Annotated in this window: 25 protein-coding genes; 14 read left to right on the forward strand and 11 right to left on the reverse strand. The window is 71.9% G+C overall.

The genetic code is table 11. The features are described from left to right. Position 1: 1 nt before the first annotated feature. Positions 2 to 154, reverse strand: a complete 153-nt coding sequence (locus tag ABVB68_RS00435; protein WP_353598779.1) for a hypothetical protein — start codon at positions 152 to 154, stop codon at positions 2 to 4. Further along, the gene (locus tag ABVB68_RS00440; protein WP_353598780.1) at positions 151 to 1,692 is read right to left on the reverse strand and encodes an MDR family MFS transporter; all 1,542 of its coding nucleotides are present in this window, start codon (positions 1,690 to 1,692) and stop codon (positions 151 to 153) included. Before ABVB68_RS00440 ends, ABVB68_RS00435 begins: the two co-directional genes overlap by 4 nt. A 163-nt stretch (positions 1,693 to 1,855) precedes the next feature. Between ABVB68_RS00440 and ABVB68_RS00445 the strand changes: the two genes are divergently transcribed. Continuing rightward, positions 1,856 to 2,617, forward strand: a complete 762-nt coding sequence (locus tag ABVB68_RS00445) for a phosphoglyceromutase (protein WP_353598781.1) — start codon at positions 1,856 to 1,858, stop codon at positions 2,615 to 2,617. A 181-nt stretch (positions 2,618 to 2,798) separates the two neighbouring features. Here the strand turns inward: ABVB68_RS00445 and ABVB68_RS00450 are convergent, their stop codons facing one another. The 3 genes from ABVB68_RS00450 to ABVB68_RS00460 all read right to left on the reverse strand — a co-directional run bounded on the left by ABVB68_RS00450 (position 2,799) and on the right by ABVB68_RS00460 (position 5,004). Then, a complete protein-coding gene (locus ABVB68_RS00450) occupies positions 2,799 to 3,539 on the reverse strand; it encodes a class I SAM-dependent methyltransferase (RefSeq protein WP_353598782.1) in 741 nt (246 codons plus the stop codon). A gap of 293 nt (positions 3,540 to 3,832) precedes the next feature. Then, a complete protein-coding gene (locus ABVB68_RS00455) occupies positions 3,833 to 4,039 on the reverse strand; it encodes a hypothetical protein (RefSeq protein ID WP_353598783.1) in 207 nt (68 codons plus the stop codon). 407 nt (positions 4,040 to 4,446) lie between these two features. Beyond that, on the reverse strand, positions 4,447 to 5,004 hold the full coding sequence (locus ABVB68_RS00460) for a DUF3291 domain-containing protein (RefSeq protein ID WP_353598784.1): 558 nt from the start codon (positions 5,002 to 5,004) through the stop codon (positions 4,447 to 4,449). Positions 5,005 to 5,841: 837 nt separating this feature from the next. Between ABVB68_RS00460 and ABVB68_RS00465 the strand changes: the two genes are divergently transcribed. From ABVB68_RS00465 to ABVB68_RS00480, 4 genes are all read left to right on the forward strand, one after another. Next, on the forward strand, positions 5,842 to 7,818 hold the full coding sequence (locus tag ABVB68_RS00465; RefSeq protein ID WP_353598785.1) for a hypothetical protein: 1,977 nt from the start codon (positions 5,842 to 5,844) through the stop codon (positions 7,816 to 7,818). 619 nt (positions 7,819 to 8,437) lie between these two features. After that, on the forward strand, positions 8,438 to 8,659 hold the full coding sequence (locus tag ABVB68_RS00470) for a CarD family transcriptional regulator (protein WP_353598786.1): 222 nt from the start codon (positions 8,438 to 8,440) through the stop codon (positions 8,657 to 8,659). A gap of 393 nt (positions 8,660 to 9,052) precedes the next feature. After that, positions 9,053 to 9,526: a hypothetical protein gene (locus tag ABVB68_RS00475; RefSeq protein WP_353598787.1), complete on the forward strand. Its 474-nt coding sequence runs from the start codon at positions 9,053 to 9,055 to the stop codon at positions 9,524 to 9,526. Between the two features lie 414 nt (positions 9,527 to 9,940). Then, the gene (locus ABVB68_RS00480) at positions 9,941 to 11,095 is read left to right on the forward strand and encodes a GAF and ANTAR domain-containing protein (RefSeq protein WP_353598788.1); all 1,155 of its coding nucleotides are present in this window, start codon (positions 9,941 to 9,943) and stop codon (positions 11,093 to 11,095) included. Between the two features lie 257 nt (positions 11,096 to 11,352). Here ABVB68_RS00480 and ABVB68_RS00485 read toward each other — a convergent pair whose 3' ends face one another. Next, on the reverse strand, positions 11,353 to 11,508 hold the full coding sequence (locus tag ABVB68_RS00485) for a hypothetical protein (protein ID WP_353598789.1): 156 nt from the start codon (positions 11,506 to 11,508) through the stop codon (positions 11,353 to 11,355). Between the two features lie 156 nt (positions 11,509 to 11,664). Then, positions 11,665 to 12,351 carry a phosphate signaling complex protein PhoU gene (phoU, locus tag ABVB68_RS00490; protein WP_353598790.1) on the reverse strand — a complete coding sequence of 229 codons (687 nt, stop codon included), beginning with the start codon at positions 12,349 to 12,351 and terminating at the stop codon, positions 11,665 to 11,667. A gap of 249 nt (positions 12,352 to 12,600) precedes the next feature. Here phoU and phoR point away from each other — a divergent pair, with 249 nt between their 5' ends. Together phoR and phoP are read left to right on the forward strand one after the other, a co-directional pair. Further along, positions 12,601 to 13,851, forward strand: a complete 1,251-nt coding sequence (gene phoR / locus ABVB68_RS00495; RefSeq protein WP_353598791.1) for a two-component system sensor histidine kinase PhoR — start codon at positions 12,601 to 12,603, stop codon at positions 13,849 to 13,851. A gap of 5 nt (positions 13,852 to 13,856) precedes the next feature. Further along, a complete protein-coding gene (gene phoP / locus ABVB68_RS00500) occupies positions 13,857 to 14,528 on the forward strand; it encodes a two-component system response regulator PhoP (RefSeq protein ID WP_466437636.1) in 672 nt (223 codons plus the stop codon). 387 nt (positions 14,529 to 14,915) lie between these two features. Here the strand turns inward: phoP and ABVB68_RS00505 are convergent, their stop codons facing one another. Next, positions 14,916 to 15,623: a copper chaperone PCu(A)C domain-containing protein gene (locus ABVB68_RS00505; RefSeq protein ID WP_353598792.1), complete on the reverse strand. Its 708-nt coding sequence runs from the start codon at positions 15,621 to 15,623 to the stop codon at positions 14,916 to 14,918. Positions 15,624 to 16,314: 691 nt separating this feature from the next. Here ABVB68_RS00505 and ABVB68_RS00510 point away from each other — a divergent pair. From ABVB68_RS00510 to ABVB68_RS00540, 7 genes are all read left to right on the forward strand, one after another. Then, complete coding sequence (locus ABVB68_RS00510; RefSeq protein ID WP_003953493.1) at positions 16,315 to 16,797, forward strand: CarD family transcriptional regulator; 483 nt, start codon at positions 16,315 to 16,317, stop codon at positions 16,795 to 16,797. Between the two features lie 344 nt (positions 16,798 to 17,141). Next, a complete protein-coding gene (gene ispD, locus ABVB68_RS00515; protein WP_353598793.1) occupies positions 17,142 to 17,894 on the forward strand; it encodes a 2-C-methyl-D-erythritol 4-phosphate cytidylyltransferase in 753 nt (250 codons plus the stop codon). Then, positions 17,884 to 18,378, forward strand: coding sequence for a 2-C-methyl-D-erythritol 2,4-cyclodiphosphate synthase (ispF, locus tag ABVB68_RS00520; protein ID WP_353598794.1), 495 nt, complete (start codon positions 17,884 to 17,886; stop codon positions 18,376 to 18,378). The genes ispD and ispF overlap by 11 nt, the downstream gene beginning before the upstream one ends. A gap of 92 nt (positions 18,379 to 18,470) precedes the next feature. Continuing rightward, positions 18,471 to 18,875 carry a PPOX class F420-dependent oxidoreductase gene (locus tag ABVB68_RS00525; protein WP_353598795.1) on the forward strand — a complete coding sequence of 135 codons (405 nt, stop codon included), beginning with the start codon at positions 18,471 to 18,473 and terminating at the stop codon, positions 18,873 to 18,875. A 58-nt stretch (positions 18,876 to 18,933) separates the two neighbouring features. Further along, positions 18,934 to 20,334 carry a cysteine--tRNA ligase gene (gene cysS / locus ABVB68_RS00530; protein WP_353598796.1) on the forward strand — a complete coding sequence of 467 codons (1,401 nt, stop codon included), beginning with the start codon at positions 18,934 to 18,936 and terminating at the stop codon, positions 20,332 to 20,334. A gap of 99 nt (positions 20,335 to 20,433) precedes the next feature. Next, a complete protein-coding gene (rlmB, locus tag ABVB68_RS00535) occupies positions 20,434 to 21,375 on the forward strand; it encodes a 23S rRNA (guanosine(2251)-2'-O)-methyltransferase RlmB (protein ID WP_353598797.1) in 942 nt (313 codons plus the stop codon). A 128-nt stretch (positions 21,376 to 21,503) separates the two neighbouring features. Next, positions 21,504 to 23,162, forward strand: coding sequence for a DoxX family protein (locus tag ABVB68_RS00540; RefSeq protein ID WP_353598798.1), 1,659 nt, complete (start codon positions 21,504 to 21,506; stop codon positions 23,160 to 23,162). 433 nt (positions 23,163 to 23,595) lie between these two features. Here the strand turns inward: ABVB68_RS00540 and ABVB68_RS00545 are convergent, their stop codons facing one another. The 3 genes from ABVB68_RS00545 to ABVB68_RS00555 form a co-directional block, all read right to left on the reverse strand. Then, positions 23,596 to 24,327, reverse strand: coding sequence for a nucleotidyltransferase family protein (locus tag ABVB68_RS00545; protein ID WP_353598799.1), 732 nt, complete (start codon positions 24,325 to 24,327; stop codon positions 23,596 to 23,598). Positions 24,328 to 24,495: 168 nt separating this feature from the next. After that, positions 24,496 to 24,957, reverse strand: coding sequence for a hypothetical protein (locus tag ABVB68_RS00550; RefSeq protein ID WP_353598800.1), 462 nt, complete (start codon positions 24,955 to 24,957; stop codon positions 24,496 to 24,498). A gap of 312 nt (positions 24,958 to 25,269) precedes the next feature. Then, complete coding sequence (locus tag ABVB68_RS00555; RefSeq protein WP_353598801.1) at positions 25,270 to 26,406, reverse strand: ABC transporter ATP-binding protein; 1,137 nt, start codon at positions 26,404 to 26,406, stop codon at positions 25,270 to 25,272. Between the last annotated feature and the right edge of the window lie 5 nt (positions 26,407 to 26,411).

Below are 26,411 nucleotides of genomic sequence, written 5' to 3' on the forward strand. Positions count from 1 at the left end.
CCTAGACGTCCGCGCCGGCCCGGACGGTCCGGATGTCTGCGGCGGCCCGGAGGGCTTGGGCGGCTTGGGCGACGACGGCCTGGACGTCGGCGACGGCCCGGACGACCTGGATGTCCGCGCCGGCCCGGACGGCTTGGGCGTTCGTTGTGATCACTGGGGTCGAGGCGGGCTCTGCCGCGGGGCCGGCCTCGGGGCCGGCCCCGGGTTCGGCACGGTCACGGCTCGGGGCCCGGATGCGGCATCCGGCCCGGCGGCGGCTCCCGCCCGGGCGGCAGTGCCACCGGCGGCTTCCGCCCGGGTGGCAGCGCCGGCACCGGCTTCCGCCCGTGCGGCTTCCGCGCCGGCGGCCGCTTCCGCCCGTGCGACTTCCGCGCCGGCGGCCGCTTCCGCCCGTGCGGCTTCCGCGTCGGCGGTGACCTGGACCCCGGCGGCGAGTTCGGGGCCGGCGGTCACCTCGACTCCGGCGGCGACCTCGACTCCGGCTCCGGCTTCTTCCTCGCTGAGGTTCCGCATCAGCACGCCGTAGCCCAGTCCCGCCACGGTTCCCACGACGGCGCACATCCCCCACAGCCACCGGGCGCCGAACCGGTCGATGACCGCGCCGGACATCAGGGGCGCGACCAGGGCGGCGACGGACCAGGACAGGGTGTACATGCCCTGGTAGCGCCCGCGTCCGTGGACCGGCGACAGCCGGACGACGAGGCCGGTCTGGGTGGGCGCGTTGACGATCTCGGCGAGGGTCCACACGCACACGGTGAGCACGAAGGCGCCGACCGACCCGGCGAAGGCGGTGAGCCCGAAGCCGTACCCGGCCAGGAGCGAGGAGGCGATGAGCAGGGCGCGCGGGTCACGGTGCTCGATGAACCGGGTGACGGGGATCTGCAGGGCGACGATCAGGACGCCGTTGACGGCGATGGCGAGGCCGTAGTCGGCGGGCGAGAACCCGGCACGGCCCATCGCGACCGGAAGTCCGACCGACCCCTGCTGGAAGACCAGCGCGATGAGGAAGGACAGCCCGACGACGGCCATGTACCGGCCGTCGCGCAGCACGGTCCGCAGGCTGACGGCGTCCTGCGTCCCCTTGGTGTCCGCGGCGGCCGGCCGGGACTCGGGCACCTTGACGAAGACGACCAGGGCGCAGGCCAGGGTCATGCCGGCCTCGATGAGGAAGCCGGCGAGGTAGCTGAACTCGGCGATGAACCCGGCGGCCGCGGACGAGACGGCGAACCCGAGGTTGATGGCCCAGTAGTTCAGGGAGAAGGCGCGGACGCGGTCCTCGGGGCGGACGATGTCGGCCATCATCGCCTGCGCGGCCGGCCGGGAGGCGTTGGAGGCCATGCCGACGAGGAAGGCGACACCGGCGATGGCGACCGGGTCGGTCATGAAGCCGAGGAGTGCCACGGCGGCGGCGGTCGAGGTCTGGGCGATCAGCAGGGTCGGCCGGCGGCCCAGCCGGTCCGCCATCACCCCGCCGCCCAGCGAGGAGACGACACCGCCGAGGCCGTGCAGAGAGGCGACGAGACCGGCGTACGAGGCCGAGTACCCGCGGTCCAGGGTGAGATAGAGGGCCATGAAGGTGGCCACGAAGGCGCCGAGCCGGTTGACGAGGGTGCTGGTCCACAGCCACCAGAACTCGCGGGGGAGCCCGGAGACGGTTTCTCGGGCGGCGCGTCTCAACGCGGCTGACGGCATCGGTGATCCCCCATAGCTGTAAGTGGCTCGAACGGCTTCCACAACTTACAAAGGGGGGCCACCGGGGCGCCAGTCGTTTAGCGCGAGACGTCGATCGGGGCGGCGGCGCCGTACGCTCCCGGCCGAGCCGCACCCCCCAGGCGGCTTAGGTAGGCTCGAGGCCATGGCCGACGCACCGTACAAGCTGATCCTCCTCCGCCACGGCGAGAGCGAGTGGAACGCGAAGAACCTGTTCACCGGCTGGGTGGACGTCAACCTCAACGAGAAGGGCGAGAAGGAGGCGGTCCGCGGCGGTGAGCTGCTCAAGGACGCCGGCCTGCTGCCCGACGTGGTCCACACGTCGCTCCAGAAGCGCGCGATCCGCACCGCCCAGCTCGGGCTGGAGGCCGCCGACCGCCACTGGATCCCGGTCCGCCGCAGCTGGCGCCTGAACGAGCGCCACTACGGCGCCCTCCAGGGCAAGGACAAGGCGGCGACGCTCGCGGAGTACGGCGAGGAGCAGTTCATGCTCTGGCGCCGCTCCTACGACACCCCGCCGCCCCCGCTGCCGGACGACTCCGAGTTCTCCCAGGCGCACGACCCCCGGTACGCGACGATCCCGCCGGAGCTGCGACCGAGGACGGAGTGCCTGAAGGACGTCGTCCACCGCATGCTGCCGTACTGGTACGACGCCATCGTCCCCGACCTGCTGACCGGCCGCACGGTCCTGGTCGCGGCCCACGGCAACAGCCTGCGCGCCCTCGTCAAGCACCTCGACGGCATCTCGGACGCCGACATCGCGGGCGTGAACATCCCGACGGGCATCCCGCTGTACTACGAGCTCGACGCCGACTTCAAGCCGATCACCCCCGGCGGCAAGTACCTCGACCCCGAGGCGGCCGCGGCAGCGATCGAGGCGGTCAAGAACCAGGGCAAGAAGAAGTAGGTTTTGTGGTCGTGCCTCCCACCTGCGCAGACGGCGCGGGCGGGAGGCATTTTCGTGCCCTGGAACCTCCCTGGGACCTCAGCCCGAGTGGGCTGGGTCCGGAGTGGCCGGCCGAGAACCGTCCGTGCCGGTCCCGGCTGCTCGGCATGAGGTGCGCGTACAGCTTGAGCGTCAGCCGAACTCACGGTTTGTGGGTTACCCAGAGCAGTTCCGCCGGCCAGCGGTGTGCCCAGTCGGGTGGGTCGGTCTCGTTGTAGCCGTTGGGTGTTCCGGGTTCGGGCCGCGGCTCGATGAGGTCGTCGATGACGAGACCCGCGCCGCGCAGGACCTTGACCCAGTCGCCGTAGGTGAGCTGATAGCTGGTCGCGCCGTCATCTTCGGCGATGGTGTTCAGCCCGAAGTAGTCCTTCTGCAGCGTCGTGGTCACGCGGCCGGCGGCTTCGTCGTAGCAAGCTTCGAACCATGGGCTGGCGACGTTGAACACCAGGCGCCCGCCTCGGCCCAGGACGCGTGCGGCCTGCGGGACGGCCAGGTGCGGGGGCGCCCAGCTGAGCCCACCGAAGTCGCAGAACACCAGGTCGAAGCTGTCGGCGGCGAAGGGGAGTTGTTCGGCGGCGCCTTGCACCAGCGGGTAGCGGGCCGCTCCCATCGCGCGGGCCGCCGCGGCGAGTTGGGCTTCCGACAGGTCGAGCCCGACCACGGTGGCGCCCTCCGCGGCGAGCGCCCTGGACCACTGGCCGGCGCCGCAGCCCAGTTCGAGGACGCGCTTGCCGGTGACGTCGCCCAGGGCGTGCAGGTGCGCGTCGGGGAGGGAGTACATGCCCCACAGCCGGGGTGTGGCGCCGATTCGCGGGTCGTGCTTGTGCTGGTAGTCGCTGCTGATCTGGTTCCAGAGCCGCCGGTTGGCGGGGATGCTCTCCACGTGCCGACTCCAGCACCGCCTGCCGGGGGCGGTCAACCCGATTCCCGATTAGGGCACTGGCCGGCCCTCGCTCGGTCCGGCCCCGGCTCGGCCCGTGATCCGCCGGACGAGCCCTGGCGACAGCGGGCCCGGCCGGCGCCCGTGCCCCTGAGCCGCGCGGACGGTGCGACTCCGGGGTGTTCTCGCGGCCTGGGCCCTCCGGCGTGAGCGTGGTCGGGAGAGTACGCGGCGCGGGGACTGTGCCGACCGTCAGGGCGCCCCGCGGCGCATGGCAGCGGGGCGCCTTGTGGGGGTCAGTCGATCCTCTCCCCGTCGTGCATACCGCCCTTGCAGAGATTGTCCATGAGATCGGCTGTTCCGCCGCCCTGCCTGCACTGGGATGGGGTGACGTAGGACGGGGCACCCTGTGCGGCGGCGACGGCGGAGGCGGCGCCTGTGAGGCCGAGTCCGGCGAGGGCTGCCGTGGCGATGACGGCGGCGAGGGTACGTCGAATACGCATGTGGTTTCCCTTTCACGGATTGCCTCGGTTGGGGCACTAGCCAGCCTGATCTTCACCCATGTGGGTGGCACGTCCTGTTGGGCCATTCGGGTGACAGTGCTGGCGGGTGCGGGGTCGGTGGGGCGACCCGTCGGAAGGGCTCGGTGAGACAGAGGCCGCAGGCGCAGTCGGGGGCGCAGTCGAGGGCGTCTCGGGCGTGCCGGTGAAGCCGCTGGTGGGCGAATGGCGTGGTACCGAGCGGCGTGGTACTGGTCGGTGCCCGCGCGGCAGAGGGCGAAGCCCCGGGTACCGGCGGATCCGCCGAAGCGCGGACGCATCTGTTCGCCGTCATTCGATCGAGGCGTTCGACGGTGAACCGGGGCGCTCGGGCTTCCTCGTCAGCGCACCTGGCCGCTCGGGCTTCGTCGTCAGCGCACCTGGCCGTTCTTCGGGCCGATGCCTTTCACGCTGGTCGGAGTACCGTCCGGGGCGAACGGGTGGTGGAAGGTGAACGCGTGCGGCGCGGGGCCGTGGTCGTCGAGGTGCTCCAGCCTGGAAACCCCGTCCTGCCAGGTGGGTGTCACGCCGTCGGGGACCCACCAGAAGACGTGATTCGGGTGTGCTGTCCTCTCGAACCAGTCGTAACGCCTGTTCAGCGCCTCACGGTGCAGATCGGTGTAGACGGCGTCGAAGGCGGGGCCCAGGTCGGTCCAGAGCGAGAGGGTCGTGGCCAGGGCGGTGGTTTCCACCGTCTGGCCCTTGTCGTACCAGGCCGGTACGGCGAACTCTCCCCACGCACCCCAGTCCGCCCCGAAGAACATGCCCCGGTCACCGTCCGCCGCTTCAGCACGCGCAAGGTACCCGGGATGCCGACTGATCTTCCGGTAGACGGCCTCGCCGGTGTCGTAGAACTCGCGCGTCAGGGGTCCGGGATCGGCGAGAGGTGACTTCAGGACGCCGAATGTGTACAGAGCAAGATGGGGCATGCGTCTCTCCCTGGTGGGGGCTGCCTGGCGTGGACCCGATCTCGGTGGCCCGCGCACGGGGGCGAGGACTCGTGGGCGCGACCAAGTCGTCCCCTCGCGGGCGGCTCAGGTGAACAAACCCCTGTGTGACCGCCGAGGTGCAGGTGAAGGTAGCTGCCTCCGGGGGCCATGTCGAAGTTGCGTTTATCTTGCCCGAATGGCCTTCAGCACCGGCCATTGCGGGGGCTGGGCCGGTGACGGGCTGACGGGCGGGGCAGGCCGCGGGGTGCCAGTGACCCGGTTCGGCCGGTCGGTTCGCCCGCCGTGTCCGTACGTCCGCCGCGTGTACCGCAGCGGATCCGGTTCGGCCGGTCGGTTCGCCCGCCGTGTCCGTACGTCCGCCGCGTGTACCGCAGCGGATCCGGTTCGGCCGGTCGGTTCGCTCGCCGTGTCCGTACGTCCGCCGCGTGTACCCCTGCGGATCCGGTTCGGCCGGTCGGTTCGCTCGCCGTGTCCGTACGTCCGCCGCGCGTATCCCAGCGGCCCCGGTTCGGCCGGTCGGTTCGGCCGCCGTGCCCGTGCGCGGTGTTCCGGCGTCCTGCCGAACTCCCCTTGGCGGCAGAAAATTTGATCATTCTTAGCCCGTCGGCAGAGGGAAGTGCGAGGCGTGGCTGGTTATCGTCGTCCCTCGCGTCCAACGGCGCGGACACTGCGGCGGCGCGATGCGGCGGGGGCGGCCTGCAGTGCTTCGGCGCCGGGCCTTGTCCGGACGTGGTTCCGCTCGTTCGCGGCCCCCGCAGCAAGGTCCAGACGCACTGTCGGGCGTCAGAGGCATGCCCGTCCGAGACAGGAGCTGTAGTGGCACTGAAGATACCCAGACCGCGCACCGCCGTTGCCGCGTGCGCGGTTGCAACGGCGGTGGCCCTCGCGGTGAGCGCCGCCGTGCCCGCCGCCGCCGGGGGATACGCGGCGTCGGCCGGCCCGTTCGGCCCCGCGGTCGCCCTGACCGGCACCGGCGGCCAGCAGAGCCTGATCGACGTGAAGGTGGCGGGGGACGGCACCGCGTTCGCCCTGTGGCGCGACAAGGCCGCCGGTGCCACCACGTGGGACATCCAGGCCGCCGTCAGGCCTGCGGGCAGCGGCACATGGTCGGCGCCCCACCTGCTGTTCGCGAGCGACAACGCGACCGCCCCCGCCGTGCTGACGGTCACCGCCGACGGGCACGCCCAGGCGGCCTGGACGACCGGCAGCTACAACGACGGCTCGCTGGCCGCCGTCTCGGCCGGCTGGGACCCGGCGACGGGCCGGTGGTCGGAACCGATCACGCTCACGACCTACGCCGGACTGGACCTGTCGATGCCGCAGCTGGCCGCGGCGGCCGACGGCACCGTCACCGCCGTATGGGTCCAGGGCGACGGATACTGGAACTACGAGGCGATGACCGCCACGCTCGCACCCGGCGCGACGGCCTGGTCGGCGGCTCACCGCCTGGGATCCTTCTCCGACGGCTACATCGAGCAGTTCTCGCTCGCGGTGGCTCCGGACGGAGCGGCCACGACGGTCTGGGACGCCTGGGACAGGAGCAGCGACTCCAATGTCGACTCCATCGTGACCCGGGCCGCTGCCGGCGGGGACTGGAGCAGTCCGGCCGCCCTGCCGGGCACGGACGCCAAGTCCAGCGACGTGCAGGTGTCGATGGCGGCCAACGGCGCCACCACCGTGTTGTGGCAGAGCGCCACCAACGGGATCGAGACGCTGAAGTCCCGCAGCAGGCCGTCCCCGACCGGTACCTGGGGAGCCGTCCAGACCGCCGTGCCGGTCCTCCAGGACAACGACGACAGCGGCCCGCTCACCGCTCCCAACGGTGACGTCACCTATGTGTGGGCGGGCTGGACCGGCAGCGCGGGCATGCCGATCGTCCAGGCCGTCACCCGGAGCGCGAGCACGGGCACCTGGTCCGCGCCGAAGACGCTGTCCACCGGCTACGTCGACTGGCAGGTCGACGCGTCCATCGGGGCGGACGGGACCGTACAGGTGGTGTGGCCGCAGACACCCGGCATCGACAACGGCGACGACCACTACCTGGAGTGGGCCGTGCGCACCGGCGGCACCTGGAGCAAGGCCACCGCGCTCGACGCCACGCCCGTCGCGGACGTCCCCGACATGGACGCCCTGACGGCCGAGGTCGCGGCAGGACCGGACGGCCGGGCCACCGTGCTGGGACGCACGGCCCGGTACGCCCCCGGTACCCCCGACCGCTACACCTCCCAGGTCTGGAGCCGGTCGCAGACGCTGCTGACCAAGCCGGACATCACCAGGAAGGCCACGCTGACCGGGACAGCCCGCACCGGTTCGCGACTGACGTGCTCCGCCGCCTGGTCCGGCTACAACGCGACCGCCGCATGGTCGTGGTCGCGTGACGGCAAGACCATCTCCGGCGCCACCGGCACGACCCGCACCCTGACCTCGGACGACTACACCCACAAGGTCGCCTGCAAGGTCACGGTCACCAACGGAGCCGGTTCGGTCACCTCCACGGCGCCGGCCGTCGCGGTCGGCGTCGGCCCGTCCCTGAAAGTCACCAAGGCGGTCTCCCTCAGCGGCACCGCGAAGGTCGGTTACCGGCTGACCGCCGCACACGGGACCTGGTCGCCGTCGGCCACCTCGTACACCTACTCCTGGAAGCGCAACGGGAAGGCCGTCACCGGGGCCACCAAGTCCACCTATCTGCTCGCGAAAGCCGACAAGGGCCAGAAGATCAGCGTGACGGTGACCGCGCACCGCTACGGCTGGACCAACGGATCGGCCACCACCGCATCGGTCACGGTGCGCTGAGGGAACCCGCGGCTCTCGTCGTGTTCCGCGACGGCGGCCCGGGAGCCGCGGGGCAGAGCACGATCGACGCGTTCTCTGCCCCGCCCTGGACGCCGCCTGCCGGTCTGTCGGCCTGCCGGTCTGCCGGTCCGCCGGCCTCCCGCTCAGGAGGCTTGGACGGGGGGCGGAGGGCCAGCTTCCGCGTGTCCGCATACGGACCCGCCGGCGGGGAGGGGGAACGCCGGCGGACCGTCCTGTACGGCGACCTCGGCGGACCGCCCTGTACGGCGACCCCGGCGGACCGCCCTGTGCGGCGCCCCGCCGGACCGCCCTGTGCGGCGGCCCCGGTGGACCGTCCTGTACGGCGGCCCCGGCGGACCGTCCTGTACGGCGGCCCCGGCGACCCGGGGGTGTGGCGACCCCGGCGACCGGGACGCGTGCTGCCCCGGGGCCCCGGCGAAGGCGGGACGCGGCCGCCGCGGTACCGGCTTTTCCGCGTTCAGTGCGCGATCGGATTCTCGTCGCCCGCTCGGTAAGGCCCAGGTAGGACCGGTGGTGCGTCCCGTTCGGGTCGGTGCCGGGCAATGCCGGGGCGGACAGGGCGACCGGGATGGGCCCGGGTAGGCGCATACTGGTGACGATGACAAAGCCTGCCGCGCCGAAGCGCCATCTGCCCACCAGCCCCTTCAAGGCCCCGGTCACGGCTGCTCCCAAGCAGTTCGCCGTGGGCGACAAGGTCACCCACGACATGTACGGCCTCGGCCGCGTTATCGGTATCGAGGAGGGAATCGCCGCCCTGGTCGATTTCGGCTCCGCGCAGATACGGATTCTGAGCCCGTACGCCAAGATGACCAAGCTGTAGGACCGCTGTGCCCGCCACGGCACACACCAGGTCCCTTCGGGGGCCTGTACCGAAAGAGAGACTCCCATCGATCTGACCTCGCTGTTCTCCGCCCCGGAAGGGCAGACCCGCTGCTCCGCCGCGGCATCGCCGCCTCCGGTGACGAACCCCTTCCAGGCCCCGGACTTCGGGGAGGACGAGAACTTCCTGTTCGAGGACGCACAGGAGCCCGCCTCGGGCATGCATGCCACGCGACCCGAGGCGGCCTAGCTCCCACGGGTGCGTCCCGTGCCGTCGCCGTTCGTGACGGGGTGAATCCACCAGGGGGTGTGGTGGATACACCATGAGAACGGGCTGTATCTGAAATATCGGAAAAAGTGGGGACGGCAGGCTCGCCGGTGCCACGGTGGGGGCGTGACATCGTCAACGTTCGTGCCGTTCCTCGGGGTTGTGCTGGGCGGCCTCGTGTCGACATTGACCCAGTACTTCCTGGGACGCGCGTCCGAGCGGGTGGAAGTGCGGCGGAGCGCTCGTGAGCGTGCCGAGGCGCGCCGCAACGAACGCGTCACCCACCTCGTCGCCTTCCTGGCCGCGGTGCAGGAGGCCGAACGGATCGCCGTGGAGCGCCACCACCACGGTCAGACCGACGAGCAGTGGCAGGCCCAGTCGAAACAGTCCGTCGACCGGATGTGGGTGGCCCAGAAGACGATCCACATGCTGTGCGCGCCCGAGGTGAACGATGCGGCCCGCGAGCTGGCCTACGCCGTTCAGGACGTGATCAGGAAAGGTCCCGAGGACCCGGGTGAGCCGCGGGACGAGAAGATCTGGGCGTGCATCCGCCCCAGCCGCAAGATCTTCCTCGACGTCGTACGCGACCACCTGAAGTAGCGGGGTCCGGAGCGGGCAGTACGCAGCGGGCGGGGACCGAGCGGGCGGTGCCCTGAGCAGGGTCCGAAGCGGGCGCGGGGACCGGAGCAGGGTCCGGAGCGGGCGTGGGGACCGGAGCAGGCGGCGCCGGGAGCAGGCGGCCTGCTGTGGGTGGCACCGGAGCAGGCGGCACCACAGCGGGAGGCCTGAAGCAGGCGGCGCCGGGAGCAGGCGGCCTGCTGTGGGTGGCACCGGAGCAGGCGGCACCGCAGCCGGAGGCCCGAAGCGGAGGCCTGGCGCCCCGGGGCACCGGGCCACGGCGGGAGCCGGCGGCGGGAGACGGTGCTTGCTTCGCTCAGGCGGGGAACCCGGTATGCGGAACGGTCGGGCTCGGCGAGCCGCGGGATGCTGGTGGATCATGTCTGTTGATCGCGCATGGCGACGGGGGTGCTGACCGTGCCTCCCGAGGAGTCCCAGAGGGCCGGCGGCAATCCGTCGCCCGACGCCGAGGTGCGACTGCGGGTCCACGAGACGCTGGCCGCCGCCGCGCGAGGCGCCGACGACGACCCCCGGCGGGTGCCGGGCGCGCTCTGCGAGGCCTGCGCACGGCTGCTGCCGATCACCGGTTCCTCCGTGTCGATCTCCGGTGGCAACGGCGTCCGCATCACGTGGTGCGCCAGTGACCGGGTGGCCGCCCGGCTGGCCGAACTGCAGTACACCGTGGGCGACGGCCCCTGCCAGACCGCCCTGGAACAGGACGCGCCGGTCATCGCCGCCGACCTGACCGGGGGCTTCGACGCCCGCCGCTGGCCGATCTTCGCGCACGAGGCCGTCGGCCTCGGGGTCCGTGCCGTGTTCTCCCTGCCGCTCGGCGTCAGCGGCGCCGTGATCGGCACCCTCGACCTCTACAGCGAGTGCGCGGGCGGACTGGGGGAGCAGGATCTGCGGACCGCGCTGTGGGTGCGCGACGCGGTCACCTACGCGCTGATGAACCTCCAGGCCGCCGCCCCCGCCTACTCCGAGGAAGACCCGGAGGGCGAGGTGGCGGCCTGGGTAGCGGCTTCGGAGGCCGATCACACCGAGGTCTACCAGGCGGTCGGCATGGTGATGGTGCAGCTGGACGTGGATCCGGAGCAGGCACTGGACCGGCTGCGGGGCCGCGCCTACGCGGATGGCCGTACGGTCAGCCAGCTGGCCCGCGAGGTCCTGGCCCGGAAAACCCGGTTCCGCCCGGAGTCGGAGAGCGAGGACGGCTCCGGCGTTCTCGGCATCGACGGCATCGACGGCATCGACGGCAGTGACGGCAGTGACGGCATCGACGGTCGTGACGGGGTCGACGGCAGTGACGGTCGTGACGGCATCGCCGCGCCACGTGACCGCTCGTCGGTGCTGTCCGTCTTCCTCGCCGCGCTGCGCGACGCGGTGTGCGGGGTTCACGCGCGCGGACATGGCCGGCGTGCAGCCGATGGACGCCGACGGGCACACGCTCCGGCCGGCGCCCCGCTGCGGCTTCTCCGCCGCCTTCGTACGTTTCTTCGCGGTGACCGACGGCACCACCGGCGCGGTCTGCGGTCACGCCGCCGGCGGTGAACGGGTCACGGTGGACGACGTGGCGACCGCACCGGACCTCGACGAACCCGCGCGGGCCGCGACCCTCGCCGTTTGCAGCGCTCCGTGCGGTGCACGCCCATCCCGGGCCGGGCCGACCGTCCGCAGGGCATGGTGTGCGCCCACCGCACCCAGCCGGGCCACACCCCTGCCGGGTACGCCGAAGGGCCGGTGCACAGGTGGTGCGCACCGGCCCTTCGGTGGGCTGTCGTCAGGTCAGCCGGCGAGCGGTCGCGCCGTCAGCCGCACTGGCAGGGGTTGCCCGACTGGCATCCGCAACCGCAACCCGAGCCGCAGCCGCACGCGCCGAACAGCGGAAGGCTTCTGATGTCGGCTTGCTGCTCGGTCTCGCGCTCCTGCGTGGGGTCGGGTGTGGTGCCGGGGGATTCGGCCATGGGTCCCTCCTAGACGCTGGGGCAGGGATGCCCTCGCCCATTCCATGCCCGTTCTGCTGGGCGCATCAACGGCGCACGGGGGCGTCCATGCGCCGTACCCGGCGATCCGCGAGCCCCACCACGGTGGGACCCGCCGGCGGCCGGACCCCGCGGGGGTCACGCGCCGTCGACGCCCTTCGCGTGGAGGTCCGCCTGGAGCTCGTCCGCGTGCTCACCCGTGACCAGGTAGACGACGCGCTTGGCGACGGCCACGGCGTGGTCGGCGTACCGCTCGTAGTAGCGGCCGAGCAGCGTGACGTCGACGGCGGTCTCGATGCCGTGCTTCCAGCGGTCGTCGATCAGGTGCTGGAAGAGGGTGCGGTGCAGCAGGTCCATCTCGTCGTCGTCCTGCTCCAGCTGGAGCGCGAGGTCGACGTCCTTCGTGATGATCACCTCGGCCGCCTTGGCCATCAGGCGCTGGGCGAGCTGGCCCATTTCCAGGATGGTGGCGTGCAGGTCCTGCGGGACCGCCCGGGCCGGGAAGCGCAGCCGGGCGAGCTTCGCCACGTGCTGGGCGAGGTCACCGGACCGCTCCAGGTCGGCGGACATACGCAGCGAGGTGACGACGATGCGCAGGTCCGTCGCGACCGGCTGCTGGCGGGCGAGCAGGGCTATCGCACGGGCTTCGAGGTCGTGCTGGAGTTCGTCGACCTTCTTGTCGGCCTCGATGACGCTCTCGGCGAGCTTCAGGTCGGCGTCGAGGATCGCGGTCGTGGCGCGCCCGATCGCCGACCCGACCAGCCGGGCCATCTCCACCAGTCCGTCGCCGATCGAGTCCAGTTCCTCGTGGTACGCGTCCCGCATCAGGATTCCCTCTCGTACGTGTCTTCAGGGAGTAAGGGCTGTGACACCTCTCGCCCTGCTCCGTGGCCGAAAATCGCGGGGCGCGGACCCCACGTTCCCCCCACGCTCCCACGGTCGGCCTCGTACGCGTCCGTTTCTGCCACCGCAAATGAACCACCACTGGCTCCAAGGTGAACTCTGGGCGACGAGTGTTCGAGGTCGCCCCCGGACGGGTGTAGCCATGTCGGAGCCCGTGCCTAACCTTGAGGCATGGACGTGAACGCGGCGGTCGCCGCAGCGGCAGCGATCGCCGGGGTGCTGACCGGCGTCATCGCCATGCTGGCGTTCCGCTGGAGCGAACGCGACCAGAAGCGACCCACCAGGACTTCCTTGCACACCGATCCCGTACTTCCGCCGGGCGTGGACACCGTGTTGTCCGTGCTCCGTTCCTCGGCCGTCGTCCTCGACGAGGCCGACGCCGTCGTCAAGGCCAGCTCGGCCGCCTACGCCCTCGGTCTGGTCCGCGGCGGCAAGCTCGCCGTGGAGCCGATGCTCCAGATGGCCCGTGACACCAGACGGGACGGTGAGATACGCCAGGTCGAGCTGGACCTGCCGCGGCGCGGCACCGGACGGGGCGAGGCCCTCGCCGTCTCCGCGCGGGTGGCCCCGCTCGGCTCCCGGCTGGTCCTGCTGCTGGTCGAGGACCTGACCGAGGCCCGCCGTATCGAGGCCGTACGACGTGACTTCGTGGCCAATGTGAGTCACGAGCTGAAGACGCCCGTCGGCGCGCTGTCCCTGCTGTCCGAGGCCGTCATGGACGCCTCGGACGACCCCGAGGCCGTAGAGCGCTTCGCGGGCCGCATGCAGATCGAGGCGACCCGGCTGACCAACCTGGTCCAGGAGCTGATCGACCTCTCCCGGATCCAGAACGACGATCCCCTCGAGGACGCCGAGCCCGTCCGGGTGGAGGAGCTGGTCGCCGAGGCCATCGACCGCTGCCGCCACCAGGCGGGCGCCAAGCAGATCACCATGGCCGCCGGCGGTACGGCGGATCTGCACGTCTGGGGGAACCGGGGCCAGCTGGCCGCCGCTCTCGGCAACCTCGTCGAGAACGCCGTGAACTACTCCCCGGCCCGCACCCGCGTCGGCATAGCCGCCCGCCATGTCACCGCACTCGGCGGCGACATGATCGAACTCGCCGTCACGGACCAGGGCATCGGCATCTCGGAGAAGGACAAGGAGCGCGTGTTCGAGCGCTTCTACCGCGTCGATCCGGCCCGCTCGCGGGCCACCGGTGGCACCGGTCTGGGTCTCGCGATCGTCAAACACGTGGTCGCCTCGCACGGCGGGGAGGTCACGGTGTGGAGCGCCGAAGGCCAGGGCTCCACCTTCACTCTCAGGCTGCCGGAGGCGGGCGCGGCCCGCGACCGCGCGCAACAACACCCCGACCTCGACGACGAGGCCGGGACCAGCGAGTCATCCCCGTACGAACCGCTTCCCGCCCCGGAGGTCCTTCCGTGACCCGAGTGCTCGTCGTCGAGGACGAGGAGTCCTTCTCCGACGCCCTGTCGTACATGCTCCGCAAGGAGGGCTTCGAGGTCGCCGTCGCGGCCACCGGCCCCGACGGACTCGACGAGTTCGAGCGCAACGGCGCCGACCTCGTGCTCCTCGACCTGATGCTGCCGGGGCTGCCCGGCACCGAGGTGTGCCGCCAGCTGCGCGGCCGCTCGAACGTCCCCGTGATCATGGTGACCGCGAAGGACAGCGAGATCGACAAGGTGGTCGGTCTCGAGATAGGAGCCGACGACTACGTCACCAAGCCCTTCTCCTCCCGCGAGCTGGTCGCCCGCATCCGCGCGGTGCTGCGGCGCCGCGGCGAGCCGGAGGAGGTCACCCCGGCCGCGCTGGAGGCGGGTCCGGTCCGCATGGACGTCGACCGCCACGTGGTGACGGTGGCCGGCTCGAAGGTCGACCTGCCGCTGAAGGAGTTCGACCTGCTGGAGATGCTCCTGCGCAACGCGGGCCGCGTCCTGACCCGGATGCAGCTCATCGACCGGGTCTGGGGCGCCGACTACGTGGGCGACACCAAGACCCTCGACGTCCACGTCAAGCGCCTGCGCGCCAAGATCGAGCCGGACCCGGGCGCGCCCCGCTACCTGGTGACGGTCCGCGGCCTGGGCTACAAGTTCGAGCCGTAGGCCACACCGGCCGGCCCGTCGCGTGGGTCACACCGGACCGTCGGGGGGCCACTCCGGCCCGTCGCGTGGGTCACACCGGACCGTCGAGGGGGCACTCACTCCAGCCCGTCGCGGGGGCACACCGGCCGGGACCACTGCGGTCCGTCGCGTGGTGCACACCGGTTCTGACGCAGGGCGCAGGCGCAGGCCGCGACGCGGTCCAGGGCTCAGGACGCGCGGTTCGTGACGGAGGGCGGCACCCCGGCCGGGGGGGGGCCCCCCGTCGCGAACCAGGGGGGGAGGGGGCGGCGGCGCCGGGCGCGCCGGGGACCCGGGCCGCGGCCGCGCGTTTCGTGCGGGCGGGCGGCCCCCCGGCCGGGGTGCCGCCCTCCGTCACGAACGAGGCGGTCAGTGGCCGGCGGCCGACTGGGAGGCCGAGTCGCTCGGGGTGGCCCCGGTCGCGGGGGACCCCGACGCCGTGGCGCCGGCGGACGAGGACGCCTTGCCGCCCTTGCCCGGCTTGCCGCTGCCGGAGGCGTTCGCGCCCGGGGCTCCGGAGGCCGAGGCGGAGGCGGAAGAGGAGGCGGAGGCCGAGGCGGACGGGATGTTGCTCGGGCCCCACTTGTCGAAGTAGCTGGTGGCCGGCACCACGAAGGCGAGCACGCTCACCGCGCCGGTCTTGCTGAAGGTGAAGGTGACCTTCTGGACGTTGCCGTCCTGGACGGCCTCACGGCCACCGGGGATCTCGGCCGAGGCGTTGCCCTTGCCGCCGAGGATCAGGGACCCGTGGGCCGGGACGGTCAGGCTCTGGCCCTTGGCGGGCGACAGCTTCACGGGCTCACGGGAGCCCTCGACCGAGGCCGACTGCAGCGTCTGGTCGGTGTTGCCCGTGTTGAACACGGTCGCGGAGATCACCGCCGGACCCGTGGCCTTCCGGTCCGGCTGGGTGATCACCAGAGCGTTCTGGATCTTGATGTCGCCGACACTGGTCGCCGCGTTGTCCGGCTTGATCTCCAGGGTCTGGGCGTTGTTGCCGGCGCCACAGGCGGCGAGCGAGGCGATCGAGAAGACGATGGCGGAGGCGGCGAGGGCGCCGCGTCGAAGGCTGCTGCTCACGGCGGCGGCAACTCCTTGAACGCACGGGCGACTCTCTTGTAAAGCCACCCTAAGTGTCTGTCAGCGGCCTTAGGTTACCGAGCCGTTCCCGGGCGACCGCACCCGACCCTCCCCCAAGCACCGGCGTTCCCTCCGGGTGGGGGTACTCCAGGAGGCACAGGTGACTCGGTGGTCACATTGCGCGCGCCCGTCCGGCATTCGGAAAACACGCCGACGGCATCTCGCAAGGCCCTCCTCCGCGCCCCTCAAGGCGACCCCGGCACGCGCGTAACGCGGCGCGCGACATCGTCCGCGACTGAGCCCTGAACCCGCCCGCACATTTTCTGTGCAGGAATATGCGGCCGCTCCGGATATTGATCACGGGGCACCACGCCGACCGCCGTTGATCAATTCCGGATTCGGCTCACATCCGCCTCCGGTCACCGAACGGAGTAGCGGAAGTCGTACGCTTGGAACCAGACAAATCGGGATGTTCCGCCACTTGGGGCGGACCCGTGAGCTGTGTGACGCAGGCGTTTCGTCCCGCCCGAAGAGCCCCTCCGACCTGCGAATACCCGCTTCCGCAGGCCGCGCGCAGCACGTTCCGGTTGCTGTTGTCAAGCCCCGAGATATGCCCTGACCTGCGAAAACGCCATTCAGAAGACGCCGTATCCGTGTTACCCTGGATAGCCACGGAAGGGGTACCTGTCACATGACGTTCAAGGTTGGCGACACCGTGGTCTATCCCCATCACGGGGCCGCGCTGATCGAGGCTATCGAAACTCGCCAGATCAAAGGCGTGGACAAGACCTACTTGGTGCTGAAGGTCGCCCAAGGCGACCTGACGGTACGTGTGCCAGCGGACAATGCGGAGTTCGTCGGCGTGCGGGATGTGGTCGGTCAGGACGGGCTGGACCGAGTCTTCGAGGTGCTGCGCGCGCCGTACGCCGAGGAGCCCACGAACTGGTCCCGTCGTTACAAGGCAAACCTGGAGAAGCTCGCCTCCGGCGATGTCATCAAGGTCGCGGAAGTCGTGCGTGACCTGTGGCGTCGTGAGCGCGAGCGCGGACTCTCCGCCGGTGAGAAGCGCATGCTCGCCAAGGCGCGCCAGATCCTGGTGAGCGAGCTGGCCCTCGCGGAGAACACGAACGAGGACAAGGCCGAGGCCCTGCTCGACGAGGTGCTCGCGTCCTGACGCGGCCCGACGAGACGCACGTCTCCTGACGCGCGGCGCGGCGGCGATCCTCCGCCCGCAGCGCGCTCAGCACACTGAAATGCCGCGGTGCCCGATGACGACCCTGTCGCCGGGCGCTGCGGCATGTTCGTCCCCGAGGCATCTGCCGTCGACTCCGGCGACCCGCCGTGCACCCGCGGGCGGAGCCTGCCGCACACCTCGGGGTATGCCCCCCGATACTTGACGTGCCGGGCCCGGGCGAACGGCTCGACCAGGGTCACGGAAGGGTCCGGTCAAGGCCTAGCGCCCGGCACTCCTCCAGGCCATACCCACCTGGGTCGAGCACACAAACCTGACAGGAACCGATGTCTGACCAATCGCGCCCTTCGCCCGCGCAGACCCCCGTCGCCGCCGTGATTCCCGCCGCCGGGCGCGGCGTACGCCTCGGTCCGGGCGCCCCCAAGGCGCTGCGCGCGCTGAACGGCACGCCCATGCTCATCCACGCGGTCCGCGCCCTGGCCGCGTCCCGCCAGGTCTCCCTGGTGATCGTCGTTGCTCCGCCGGACGGCGCCGCCGAGGTCAAGTCCCTGCTCGACGCGCACGCCCTCCCCGAGCGCACCGACTTCGCGGTGGTGCCGGGCGGGGAGTCCCGCCAGGAGTCGGTCCGGCTCGGCCTGGCCGCCCTGCCCCCCGAGTACGGCGTGGTCCTCGTCCACGACGCGGCCCGCCCGCTCGTCCCGGTCGACACGGTCGACGCGGTCATCGAGGCCGTACGCGACGGCGCCCCGGCCGTCGTCCCCGCCCTCCCGCTCGCCGACACCGTCAAGGAGGTCGAGCCCGCGACCGGGCCCGGCCGGCCGGAGCCGGTCGTCGCCACCCCCGACCGCGCCCGGCTGCGCGCGGTGCAGACGCCCCAGGGCTTCGAGCGGACGACCCTGGTCCGGGCCCACGAGACCGTCACCGGGAACGTCACCGACGACGCGAGCATGGTGGAGCAGCTGGGGCTGACGGTCGTGGCCGTACCCGGTCACGAGGAGGCCTTCAAGGTCACCCGACCCCTCGACCTGGTCCTCGCCGAGGCGGTCCTGGCCCGCAGGAGGCTCACCCATGGCTTCTGAGGCACCCCTGCTTCCCCGGGTCGGCATCGGCACCGACGTCCACGCCTTCGAGGAGGGCCGCGAGCTGTGGTGCGCCGGCCTGAAGTGGGAGGGCGAGGGGCCCGGGCTGGCCGGCCACTCCGACGCGGACGTCGTCGCGCATGCCGCCTGCAACGCCCTCTTCTCCGCCGCCGGGCTCGGTGACCTGGGGCAGCACTTCGGCACCGGGCGCCCCGAGTGGTCCGGCGCCGCCGGGGTCACCCTGCTCACGGAGGCCGCGCGGATCGTCCGCGACGCGGGCTTCACCATCGGCAACATCGCCGTCCAGGTGGTCGGCCCCCGCCCGAAGATCGGCAAGCGCCGGGACGAGGCCCAGAAGATCCTCTCCGAGGCGGCCGGCGCCCCGGTGTCGGTCTCGGGGGCGACCACCGACGGGCTCGGCTTCCCGGGCCGCGACGAGGGCCTGATGGCGGTGGCGACCGCGCTGGTGGTCCGCACGGGCTGACGTCGGCCGCCGTGTCCTGTGCTGCGAGTGAGCGGAGAGCGTGCGAGGGTACCCGCACAGTCACCCTCGACCGAGGTCTCCTGGAGGTACCCGTGTCCGTAGCCCTGTCCGACAAGCTCAAGTCGGTGCTCGACGACAAGGTGTTCATCGTCGTGGGCACCATTCAGCCCGACGGCAGCCCGCAGATGTCCCCGGTCTGGGTGAAACGGGACGGCGACGACATCCTCTTCTCCACCACGGTCGGCCGCCGCAAGGAACAGAACCTGCGGCGCGACCCCCGGGTGACGGTCGTCGTCATGAACCCGGAGCAGCCCTACGAGTACGCGGAGATCCGCGGCACCGCCGAGCTCACGACCGAGGGCGGGCAGGACCTCATCGACGAGCTGAGCGTCAAGTACACGGGCAAGAAGTACGCCGACTTCAACCCGTCCTCGGCCCAGGACGCCGAGCGGGTGGTCGTACGGATCCACCCGCGCAAGGTCGTCGGGAACCTGTGACCGCGGCTTCGGGGAGAAGGGGCGTGAGGCAGTGCCCGGCGCCCACTACCCTGGTGGCGTGACTATTCGCCTGTACGACACCAACGCCCGGCAGATCCGTGACTTCACCCCGCTCAGGCCGGGCTGTGTCTCGATCTACCTCTGTGGTGCCACCGTGCAGGCGGCACCCCACATCGGGCATGTGCGCTCCTACCTCAACTTCGACATCATGCGCCGCTGGTTCGAGTACCGCGGCCACGAGGTCACGTTCATCCGCAACGTCACCGACATCGACGACAAGATCATCGCCAAGGCCCACGAGCAGAACCGGCCCTGGTGGTCGATCGGCTACGAGAACGAGCGCGCCTTCAACGACGGCTACGCCGCCCTCGGCTGCCTCCCGCCGACCTACGAGCCCCGCGCGACCGGCCACATCACCGAGATGATCGAGATGATGCAGGTCCTCATCGAGCGCGGGCACGCCTACGCCGCGGACGGCAACGTCTACTTCGACGTGCGGTCCTTCCCCCGGTACCTGGAGCTGTCCCGGCAGGAGCTGGACAACCTGCTCCAGCCGTCCGGCGAGGGCGAGACCGGCAAGCGGGACCCGCGCGACTTCGCCCTGTGGAAGTCCGCCAAGCCCGGCGAGCCGACCTGGCCGACGCCGTGGGGGCCGGGCCGTCCCGGCTGGCACCTGGAGTGCTCCGCCATGGCCCACAAGTACCTGGGCAGCGCCTTCGACATCCACGGCGGCGGCCTCGACCTGATCTTCCCGCACCACGAGAACGAGATCGCCCAGGCCAAGGCCTTCGGCGACGACTTCGCCCAGTACTGGGTGCACAACGCCTGGGTCACCATGGCCGGCGACAAGATGTCCAAGTCGCTCGGCAACAGCGTCCTGGTCGGCGAGATGGTCAAGCGGTGGCGCCCGATCGTGCTGCGCTACTACCTGGGCACCCCGCACTACCGCTCGATGATCGAGTACAGCGAGGAGTCCCTGCGCGAGGCCGAGTCCGCGTTCGCGCGGATCGAGGGCTTCGTGCAGCGCGTGGTGGAGAAGGCCGGGGGAGTGGTCGAGCCCGCCGCCGAGGTCCCGCCCGCCTTCGCCGAGGCCATGGACGACGACATGGGCGTCCCGCAGGCCCTCGCCGTCGTGCACACCACGGTCCGGCAGGGCAACAGCGCGCTGGCCGCCGACGACAAGGAGGCGGCCGTGGCCCGGCTCGCCGAGGTGCGGGCCATGCTCGGCGTCCTCGGTCTCGACCCGCTCGACCCGCACTGGGCCGGCGAGGCGGACCGGGGCGAGGACCTGCACGGCGTGGTCGACAGCCTCGTCCGGCTCGTGCTGGACCAGCGCGAGGCCGCCCGCGCCCGCAAGGACTGGGCCACCGCCGACGCCATCCGCGACCAGCTCAACCAGTCGGGCCTCACCATCGAGGACGGCCCGCAGGGCCCCCGCTGGAGCCTCGGCTCACGCTGAGCCGTCCGACGATCCGATGATCGATTGTGCCGCCCGGCCCTCCGGGCGGCACACTGCATAGACGTACGCATCCGCACGCACCACAGAGACAGGTAGGTCATGGCCGCGAACAACCGTCGCATGTCCGGCAAGAAGGGCGCGCAGGTCGGCAGTGGCGGCCAGCGGCGCAAGGGTCTGGAGGGCAGGGGACCGACCCCGCCGGCCGAGATGCGCAAGGGCCACAAGAAGAACCGCGTCGCCAACGCCAAGGCGAAGCAGGCCGTGCGCCGCCCCGCGCCCCGGGGCCGCGGCGGCAAGTCCTCCTCCGAGCTGGTCGTGGGCCGCAACCCGGTCGTCGAGGCACTGCGCGAGGGCGTCCCCGCCTCGACCCTGTACGTCCAGCAGTTCATCGACAACGACGAGCGCGTCCGCGAGGCCCTGCAGCTCGTCGCCGACCGCGGCGGCATCAACCTCATGGAGGCGCCGCGCCCCGAGCTGGACCGCATGACCAACGGCCTCAACCACCAGGGCCTGGTCCTGCAGGTCCCGCCGTACGAGTACGCGCACCCCGAGGACCTCACCGCGGCCGCCTACGACGAGGGCGCCGACCCGCTGATCGTCGCCCTGGACGGCGTCACCGACCCGCGCAACCTCGGCGCCGTCGTCCGCTCGGTCTCCGCCTTCGGCGGCCACGGCGTGGTCGTACCCGAGCGCCGCTCGGCCGGCATGACCGCGGGCGCCTGGAAGACCTCCGCCGGTGCGGCCGCCCGCACCCCGGTCGCCCGCGCCACCAACCTCACCCGCGTCCTCGAGGCCTACAAGAAGGCCGGCATCACGGTCATCGGCCTGGCCGCGGACGGCGAGGCCGAAGTGGGCGAACTGGCAGCGCTGGACGGCCCGGTCGTCATCGTCGTCGGCAGCGAGGGCAAGGGTCTGTCCCGTCTCGTGGGCGAGACGTGCGACCACCGCGTCCGCATCCCGATGCCGGGCGGCGCCGAGTCGCTGAACGCCGGTGTGGCGGCGGGCATCGTGCTGTACGAGGCGGCGCGCCGGCGGGCCTGAACGCCCGTCCGATGGCTCACCCGTGCGGGGTGAATCCGGTGCCCCTGGGGTGGCATAGGCGGCTTTGACGCGGTCCGGACACATCCGGGCGGTCAAAGCAGTGTCCTAACTCCATGTCACTCGGTTAGATGAGTGTGGACACCAGAACACCCCGCACACCCACGGGGGACCGCTCGTCGGGATTCGACGACGCTCCCGCGCTGAGCATGGTGAAGGTGCCGAGCGATCCGGCGCAGGTCATCGTCAATCACGCCAGCTTCCGCGTGCAGCTGGGCGCGTCGGCGAAGCGCAGCCAATCCCCGCGGATCGACCGGCACCTGAGCGCCACCCAGGACACCGCCCGGGTACCGGCCGCGAGCGCCGCGGGCCGGTCCGCCGCGGCCGGACGCCGCCGCCCCGTCGTGTGGAGCGGCAAGTCCGCCCCCGACGACACCGGCGCCCACCGGCTCCTCCAGGCCGTGCGGGGCAGCGTCCGCCACGCCGAAGAGCCCGAGGCCGGGGCCACCCAGGTCATCCCGCGTCTCGGGACCGGCTACGCGGACGCCTACGACGTACTCGACCAGACCGTCGAGACACCCCTCGTCGGCCACCAGCGCACCGCCCCCGACGCCGACGGCACCCGCCTGCTCCCGCACATGCGCACGGTGAGCGGCGCCTACGACGAACCCTCTTACGAGGGCGGTGACTTCGAGCCGTACGAGGCCTACGCGGAGCCGTCCGGCAGCCGCGGCGACAGCCCGCACTCCGCCAGGCGCCACGGCGACGACCCGGCCCGGCACGCCTACTACCCCGGCCGCAGGATGAACCTCGGCGTCGTCCTGCTCCCGCTGCGCATCTTCCTCGGCTTCATCTCCGTCTACGCCGGCATGGGCAAGCTGTGCGACCCCGTCTACTTCGACGGCGGCAAGCGCGGCTCCATGGTCAAGTGGCTCAACACCCTGCACCCGTGGGACGTGGCCGAACCGCTTCGCCAGTTCGCCCTGCACCACCCGGTCGGCTCCGGTCTGGTCATCGCCTTCCTTCAGGTGGTCGTCGGCGTCCTGACCATGCTCGGCTGCTGGCAGCGCGTGGCCGCGGTGGTGGGCGCGCTGCTCTCGGCCGCCCTCATCGTCACGGTCAGCTGGAAGACGGTCTCGGCCTACGACGCCCCCGACATCATCTACCTCGCCGCATGGTCCCCGCTGATCATCGCAGGCGCCCCCGTCTACTCCATCGACGGCCGCCTCGCGGGCAGCGCGTGGCGGCGCCTGGGCCCCCGCTCCGACATCTGGGAGCTGCGCCGCTTCGTCCTGCGCCGCGGCGCGCTGGTCACGGCCGTCACCGTCGGCCTGACCCTGCTCACCGGCTCCCTGCTGGGCGGCGCGGTCCGCGACTCCAGCCGGGTCGTCGTCCCCGGCCCCGGCGAGGCCCCCCGCAACAACCTGCCCGGGGCTCCGCTCCCCCAGGAACCGGGCAAGCGCCATCAGAAGAACCCGGCCGCCTCCACCTCGCCGTCCGGCGGGGCCACGGCCGGCGCGAGCCCCTCCGGCGCGGCGACCACCCCGGGCGCCACCCGGAGCGCGGGCGGTACGACCACCACGCCGAGCCAGACCCAGGGCACCATGGGCCGGACCCCGTCCCGCCCGAGCTCCCCGGTGGGCGGCGTCCCGAGCACGACGGCCGGACCGACCAGCTCGGGCGGCACCAGCACCGGCGGCTCGACGACGGGCGGCGGCTCGTCCACGGGCGGTGGCACCAGCTCCTCCTCCACGGGCCAGCCGGGCCTGGTGGGCGGCCTGCTGGGCTGACGCCCCGGACCGGCCGGAGACCAGGAAGGGCCCCGTACCGCCACAGGTACGGGGCCCTTCTCCGTTCGGCCGGTACGGCCGGACCTTCTCGGCGCAGCCGTACGGCGCGGGCCCGGGCGCCTGGCCTTCTCCGCGCGACCGTTCCGCGAGGCGCTCGGCGCGTGGGCGTTCGTGCGCGCCGTCAGCCGTCAGCGCCGTCAGCGCTCACAGCACCTCGGAGTCCCGGTGCTGGCGGTGCTGTGGTCCTCGGGCGGTGCCGGGTGTCTCAGCGGCCGGGTGCTGTGGTGCTCGGGCGGTGCCGGGTGTCTCAGCGGCCGGGTGCTGTGGTGCTCGGGCGGTACCCGGTGTCTCAGCGGCCGGGTGCTGTGGTGCTCGGGCGGTACCGGGTGTCTCAGCGGCCGGGTGCTGTGGTGCTCCGTCGGTACCCGGTGTCTCAGCGGCCCGGTGCCGCCAGTTCCTTGGCCGCTTCGGTCAGGTCCTTCGCCGTGTCGATGGCCCGCCAGTACGCCCCCTGCGGAAGGGAGAAACCGGCGAGCTTCTTCTCCCGGGCCAGCCGGGGGAACGTCGTACGCTCGTGGTCCCCCCGCTCCGGCAGCAGCTCGGAGAACCCCGGCGAGAACACGTAGACGCCCGCGTTGATCTCGAACGTCGACGGCGGGGCCTCGATGAAGTCGGTGATGTGCCCGAACCCGTCGGTCTTCACCGCGCCCCAGGGGATACGCGGACGGGCCAGCGCCAGGGTCGCCATGGCGTCCCGCTCGGCGTGGAAGTCGGCCATGTCCCGCAGCGAGAAGCGGGTCCAGATGTCGCCGTTGGTGGCGTACCAGGGGCCGTCGGGGTCGGGCAGATGCGCGGCGGCGTACTTGAGGCCACCGCCGCGGCCGAGGGGCTCGGTCTCCACGACGGTGGTGACGGAGACGGGCAGGTCGGCCGAGTCCAGCCACTTCTGCAGGACGTCGGCGAGGTGGCCGCAGGAGACCACGACGTCCGTCACGCCCTCCTCGGCGAGCCAGGCCAGCTGGTGGCCGATGATCGGAGTGCCCGTGCCGGGGATCTCCACCATCGGCTTGGGTCGGTCGTCGGTGTACGGACGCAGCCGGGAGCCCTGGCCACCGGCCAGGACCACGGCTTGAGTGGGGCGCGACGCGGCGTTCGGATGGGTCATGCCCGCACTGTACGTGGCGCCCCACCGTCGTTCGTCGCCGGCAACGTACTCCCCGTCCCCGGCGACGTGCTCCCCGCCCACGGCGACGTGCTCTCTCCCGGAGGAGCCGTCACCGCCACCACGGCCGGCGCCCGGCCGGGAAGGGGCGGGCGCCGGCGGAGCCGGGGCTCAGCTGTGCGCGGCCAGCACGCCCGAGGCGAAGGCCGTGTCGCACACCGGGCGGGCGTACGACTGCGCGCGCGGGGCGCCGTAGATGCGCACCGCGGCCTTGCCGAGGGCACGGGCGATGGAGGAGCAGTGCCGGGCCAGCGACGGGTGTCCGTTGACGGCCTGCTGGAGGTGGGTGAGGACCACCCCCGGGCTCTTCTCCTGCAGTTCGTCCATCAGCTGGTCGCGGAGCACGTCCTGCGGGGCGCGGGAGACCGCCCTGGAGGAGACCTCCGCCGGGGAGACGTCCGAGGCGGCCAGCAACGAGCCGGAGGAGCTCCCCGTCCAGTTGACCCGGGTGACCGCGAGGGTTCCGGAGAGCACCAGGACGACGGGCAGGACGAGGGCGAGAGTGCGGCCGATCCGGCGGGCAGGGCCGCCCCGGTGGCCGCGTCGCGTCTGAGGGTTGGTGGAGTGCTTCACGCGTGTGAGAGTAGCGCGGGGTGATGATTTGGCGACATTTAGTCACCCTTTCGGGGGATGAGACGGCGTCTCTTTCTGGGTAGAGGGTTGACGCACCCCGCCCGAAATGATCGCTGTGCCGGGGTATACGGCCACGGCGAAAGGGGCCCCGCGGTGGTCCGCGGGGCCCCTTTCGTCAACGTGGGCGCCGAAGCGCAGCTCGGACGGGTCGGCCCCGTCCGGTCGGCTGATCCCGCCGGCCCGGTCGGCTGGTCCGTCGGCCCGGCCCGGTCGGCCGATTCGGCCGGCCTGGGCCCGGTCGCCCCGGTCCGGTCAGTCGGAGAGCCGCTCGCCCGTGGACGTCGAGAACACGTGGATCTCGCCCGGCCGCGGCACCACGTGCAGCGTGGAGCCCTTCTCCGGCACCTGGCGCCCGTTGACCCGGACGACCAGGTCCTTGACCTCGCCGCCGACCTCGGCGGTGCCGTAGACGTAACCGTCGGCGCCCAGCTCCTCGACGACGTTCACGGAGACGGCGAGACCGGCCGGGGCGTCGGCGCTGTCCTTCGACAGGGACGCGGCGACGGTGCCGTTGTGCTCGACCACGTCGAAGTGCTCGGGCCGCACACCGACGGTCACGGTGCGGTCGCCCCGGTCGGCGGCGGCCGCCAGCGCGTCCCGGTTCACCGGCACCACGCTGTTGCCGAACTTCACGCCGCCGTCGGTGATCGGCACCTCGACCAGGTTCATGGCGGGGGAGCCGATGAAGCCGGCGACGAAGAGGTTCGCGGGCTTGTCGTACATGTTCCGCGGCGAGTCGACCTGCTGCAGCAGGCCGTCCTTCAGGACCGCCACGCGGTCGCCCATCGTCATGGCCTCGACCTGGTCGTGGGTGACGTAGACGGTGGTGATGCCGAGGCGGCGCTGCAGCGAGGCGATCTGCGTGCGGGTGCTCACGCGCAGCTTGGCGTCGAGGTTGGACAGCGGCTCGTCCATGAGGAACACCTGCGGCTCACGGACGATCGCGCGGCCCATCGCGACACGCTGGCGCTGGCCGCCGGAGAGCGCCTTGGGCTTGCGGTCCAGGTACTCGGTGAGGTCGAGGATCTTGGCGGCCTCCTCGACCTTCTGCCGGATCTCCGCCTTGTTGACGCCGGCGATCTTGAGCGCGAAGCCCATGTTGTCGGCGACCGTCATGTGCGGGTACAGGGCGTAGTTCTGGAACACCATGGCGATGTCCCGGTCCTTGGGCGGCAGGTGCGTGACGTCGCGGTCGCCGATGCGGATGGCGCCGCCGTTGACGTCCTCCAGGCCCGCGAGCATCCGCAGGGAGGTGGACTTGCCGCAGCCCGACGGTCCGACCAGGACGAGGAACTCGCCGTCCTCGATCGCGATGTCGAGGCCGTCGACGGCGGGCTTGGTGGAACCCGGGTAGATCCGGGTCGCCTTGTCGAACGTGACAGTGGCCATGGTGA

Origin of the sequence: Streptomyces sp. NPDC096012 (assembly GCF_040426375.1) — a bacterium.
Taxonomy (GTDB): domain Bacteria; phylum Actinomycetota; class Actinomycetes; order Streptomycetales; family Streptomycetaceae; genus Streptomyces.

What these genes read in the sequence shown, in the direction of transcription:
- rlmB (WP_353598797.1), top strand. Translation starts at nt 20,434, where the DNA reads ATGGCCGCGAACAACCGTCGCATGTCCGGCAAGAAGGGCGCGCAGGTC.
- ABVB68_RS00555 (WP_353598801.1), bottom strand. Translation starts at nt 26,406, where the DNA reads ATGGCCACTGTCACGTTCGACAAGGCGACCCGGATCTACCCGGGTTCC.
- ABVB68_RS00510 (WP_003953493.1), top strand. Translation starts at nt 16,315, where the DNA reads ATGACGTTCAAGGTTGGCGACACCGTGGTCTATCCCCATCACGGGGCC.
- ABVB68_RS00455 (WP_353598783.1), bottom strand. Translation starts at nt 4,039, where the DNA reads ATGCGTATTCGACGTACCCTCGCCGCCGTCATCGCCACGGCAGCCCTC.
- ispD (WP_353598793.1), top strand. Translation starts at nt 17,142, where the DNA reads ATGTCTGACCAATCGCGCCCTTCGCCCGCGCAGACCCCCGTCGCCGCC.
- ABVB68_RS00470 (WP_353598786.1), top strand. Translation starts at nt 8,438, where the DNA reads ATGACAAAGCCTGCCGCGCCGAAGCGCCATCTGCCCACCAGCCCCTTC.
- phoU (WP_353598790.1), bottom strand. Translation starts at nt 12,351, where the DNA reads ATGCGGGACGCGTACCACGAGGAACTGGACTCGATCGGCGACGGACTG.
- ABVB68_RS00540 (WP_353598798.1), top strand. Translation starts at nt 21,504, where the DNA reads ATGAGTGTGGACACCAGAACACCCCGCACACCCACGGGGGACCGCTCG.
- ABVB68_RS00445 (WP_353598781.1), top strand. Translation starts at nt 1,856, where the DNA reads ATGGCCGACGCACCGTACAAGCTGATCCTCCTCCGCCACGGCGAGAGC.
- phoR (WP_353598791.1), top strand. Translation starts at nt 12,601, where the DNA reads ATGGACGTGAACGCGGCGGTCGCCGCAGCGGCAGCGATCGCCGGGGTG.
- ABVB68_RS00460 (WP_353598784.1), bottom strand. Translation starts at nt 5,004, where the DNA reads ATGCCCCATCTTGCTCTGTACACATTCGGCGTCCTGAAGTCACCTCTC.
- ABVB68_RS00440 (WP_353598780.1), bottom strand. Translation starts at nt 1,692, where the DNA reads ATGCCGTCAGCCGCGTTGAGACGCGCCGCCCGAGAAACCGTCTCCGGG.
- ABVB68_RS00480 (WP_353598788.1), top strand. Translation starts at nt 9,941, where the DNA reads ATGGCGACGGGGGTGCTGACCGTGCCTCCCGAGGAGTCCCAGAGGGCC.
- ABVB68_RS00545 (WP_353598799.1), bottom strand. Translation starts at nt 24,327, where the DNA reads ATGACCCATCCGAACGCCGCGTCGCGCCCCACTCAAGCCGTGGTCCTG.
- ispF (WP_353598794.1), top strand. Translation starts at nt 17,884, where the DNA reads ATGGCTTCTGAGGCACCCCTGCTTCCCCGGGTCGGCATCGGCACCGAC.
- ABVB68_RS00485 (WP_353598789.1), bottom strand. Translation starts at nt 11,508, where the DNA reads ATGGCCGAATCCCCCGGCACCACACCCGACCCCACGCAGGAGCGCGAG.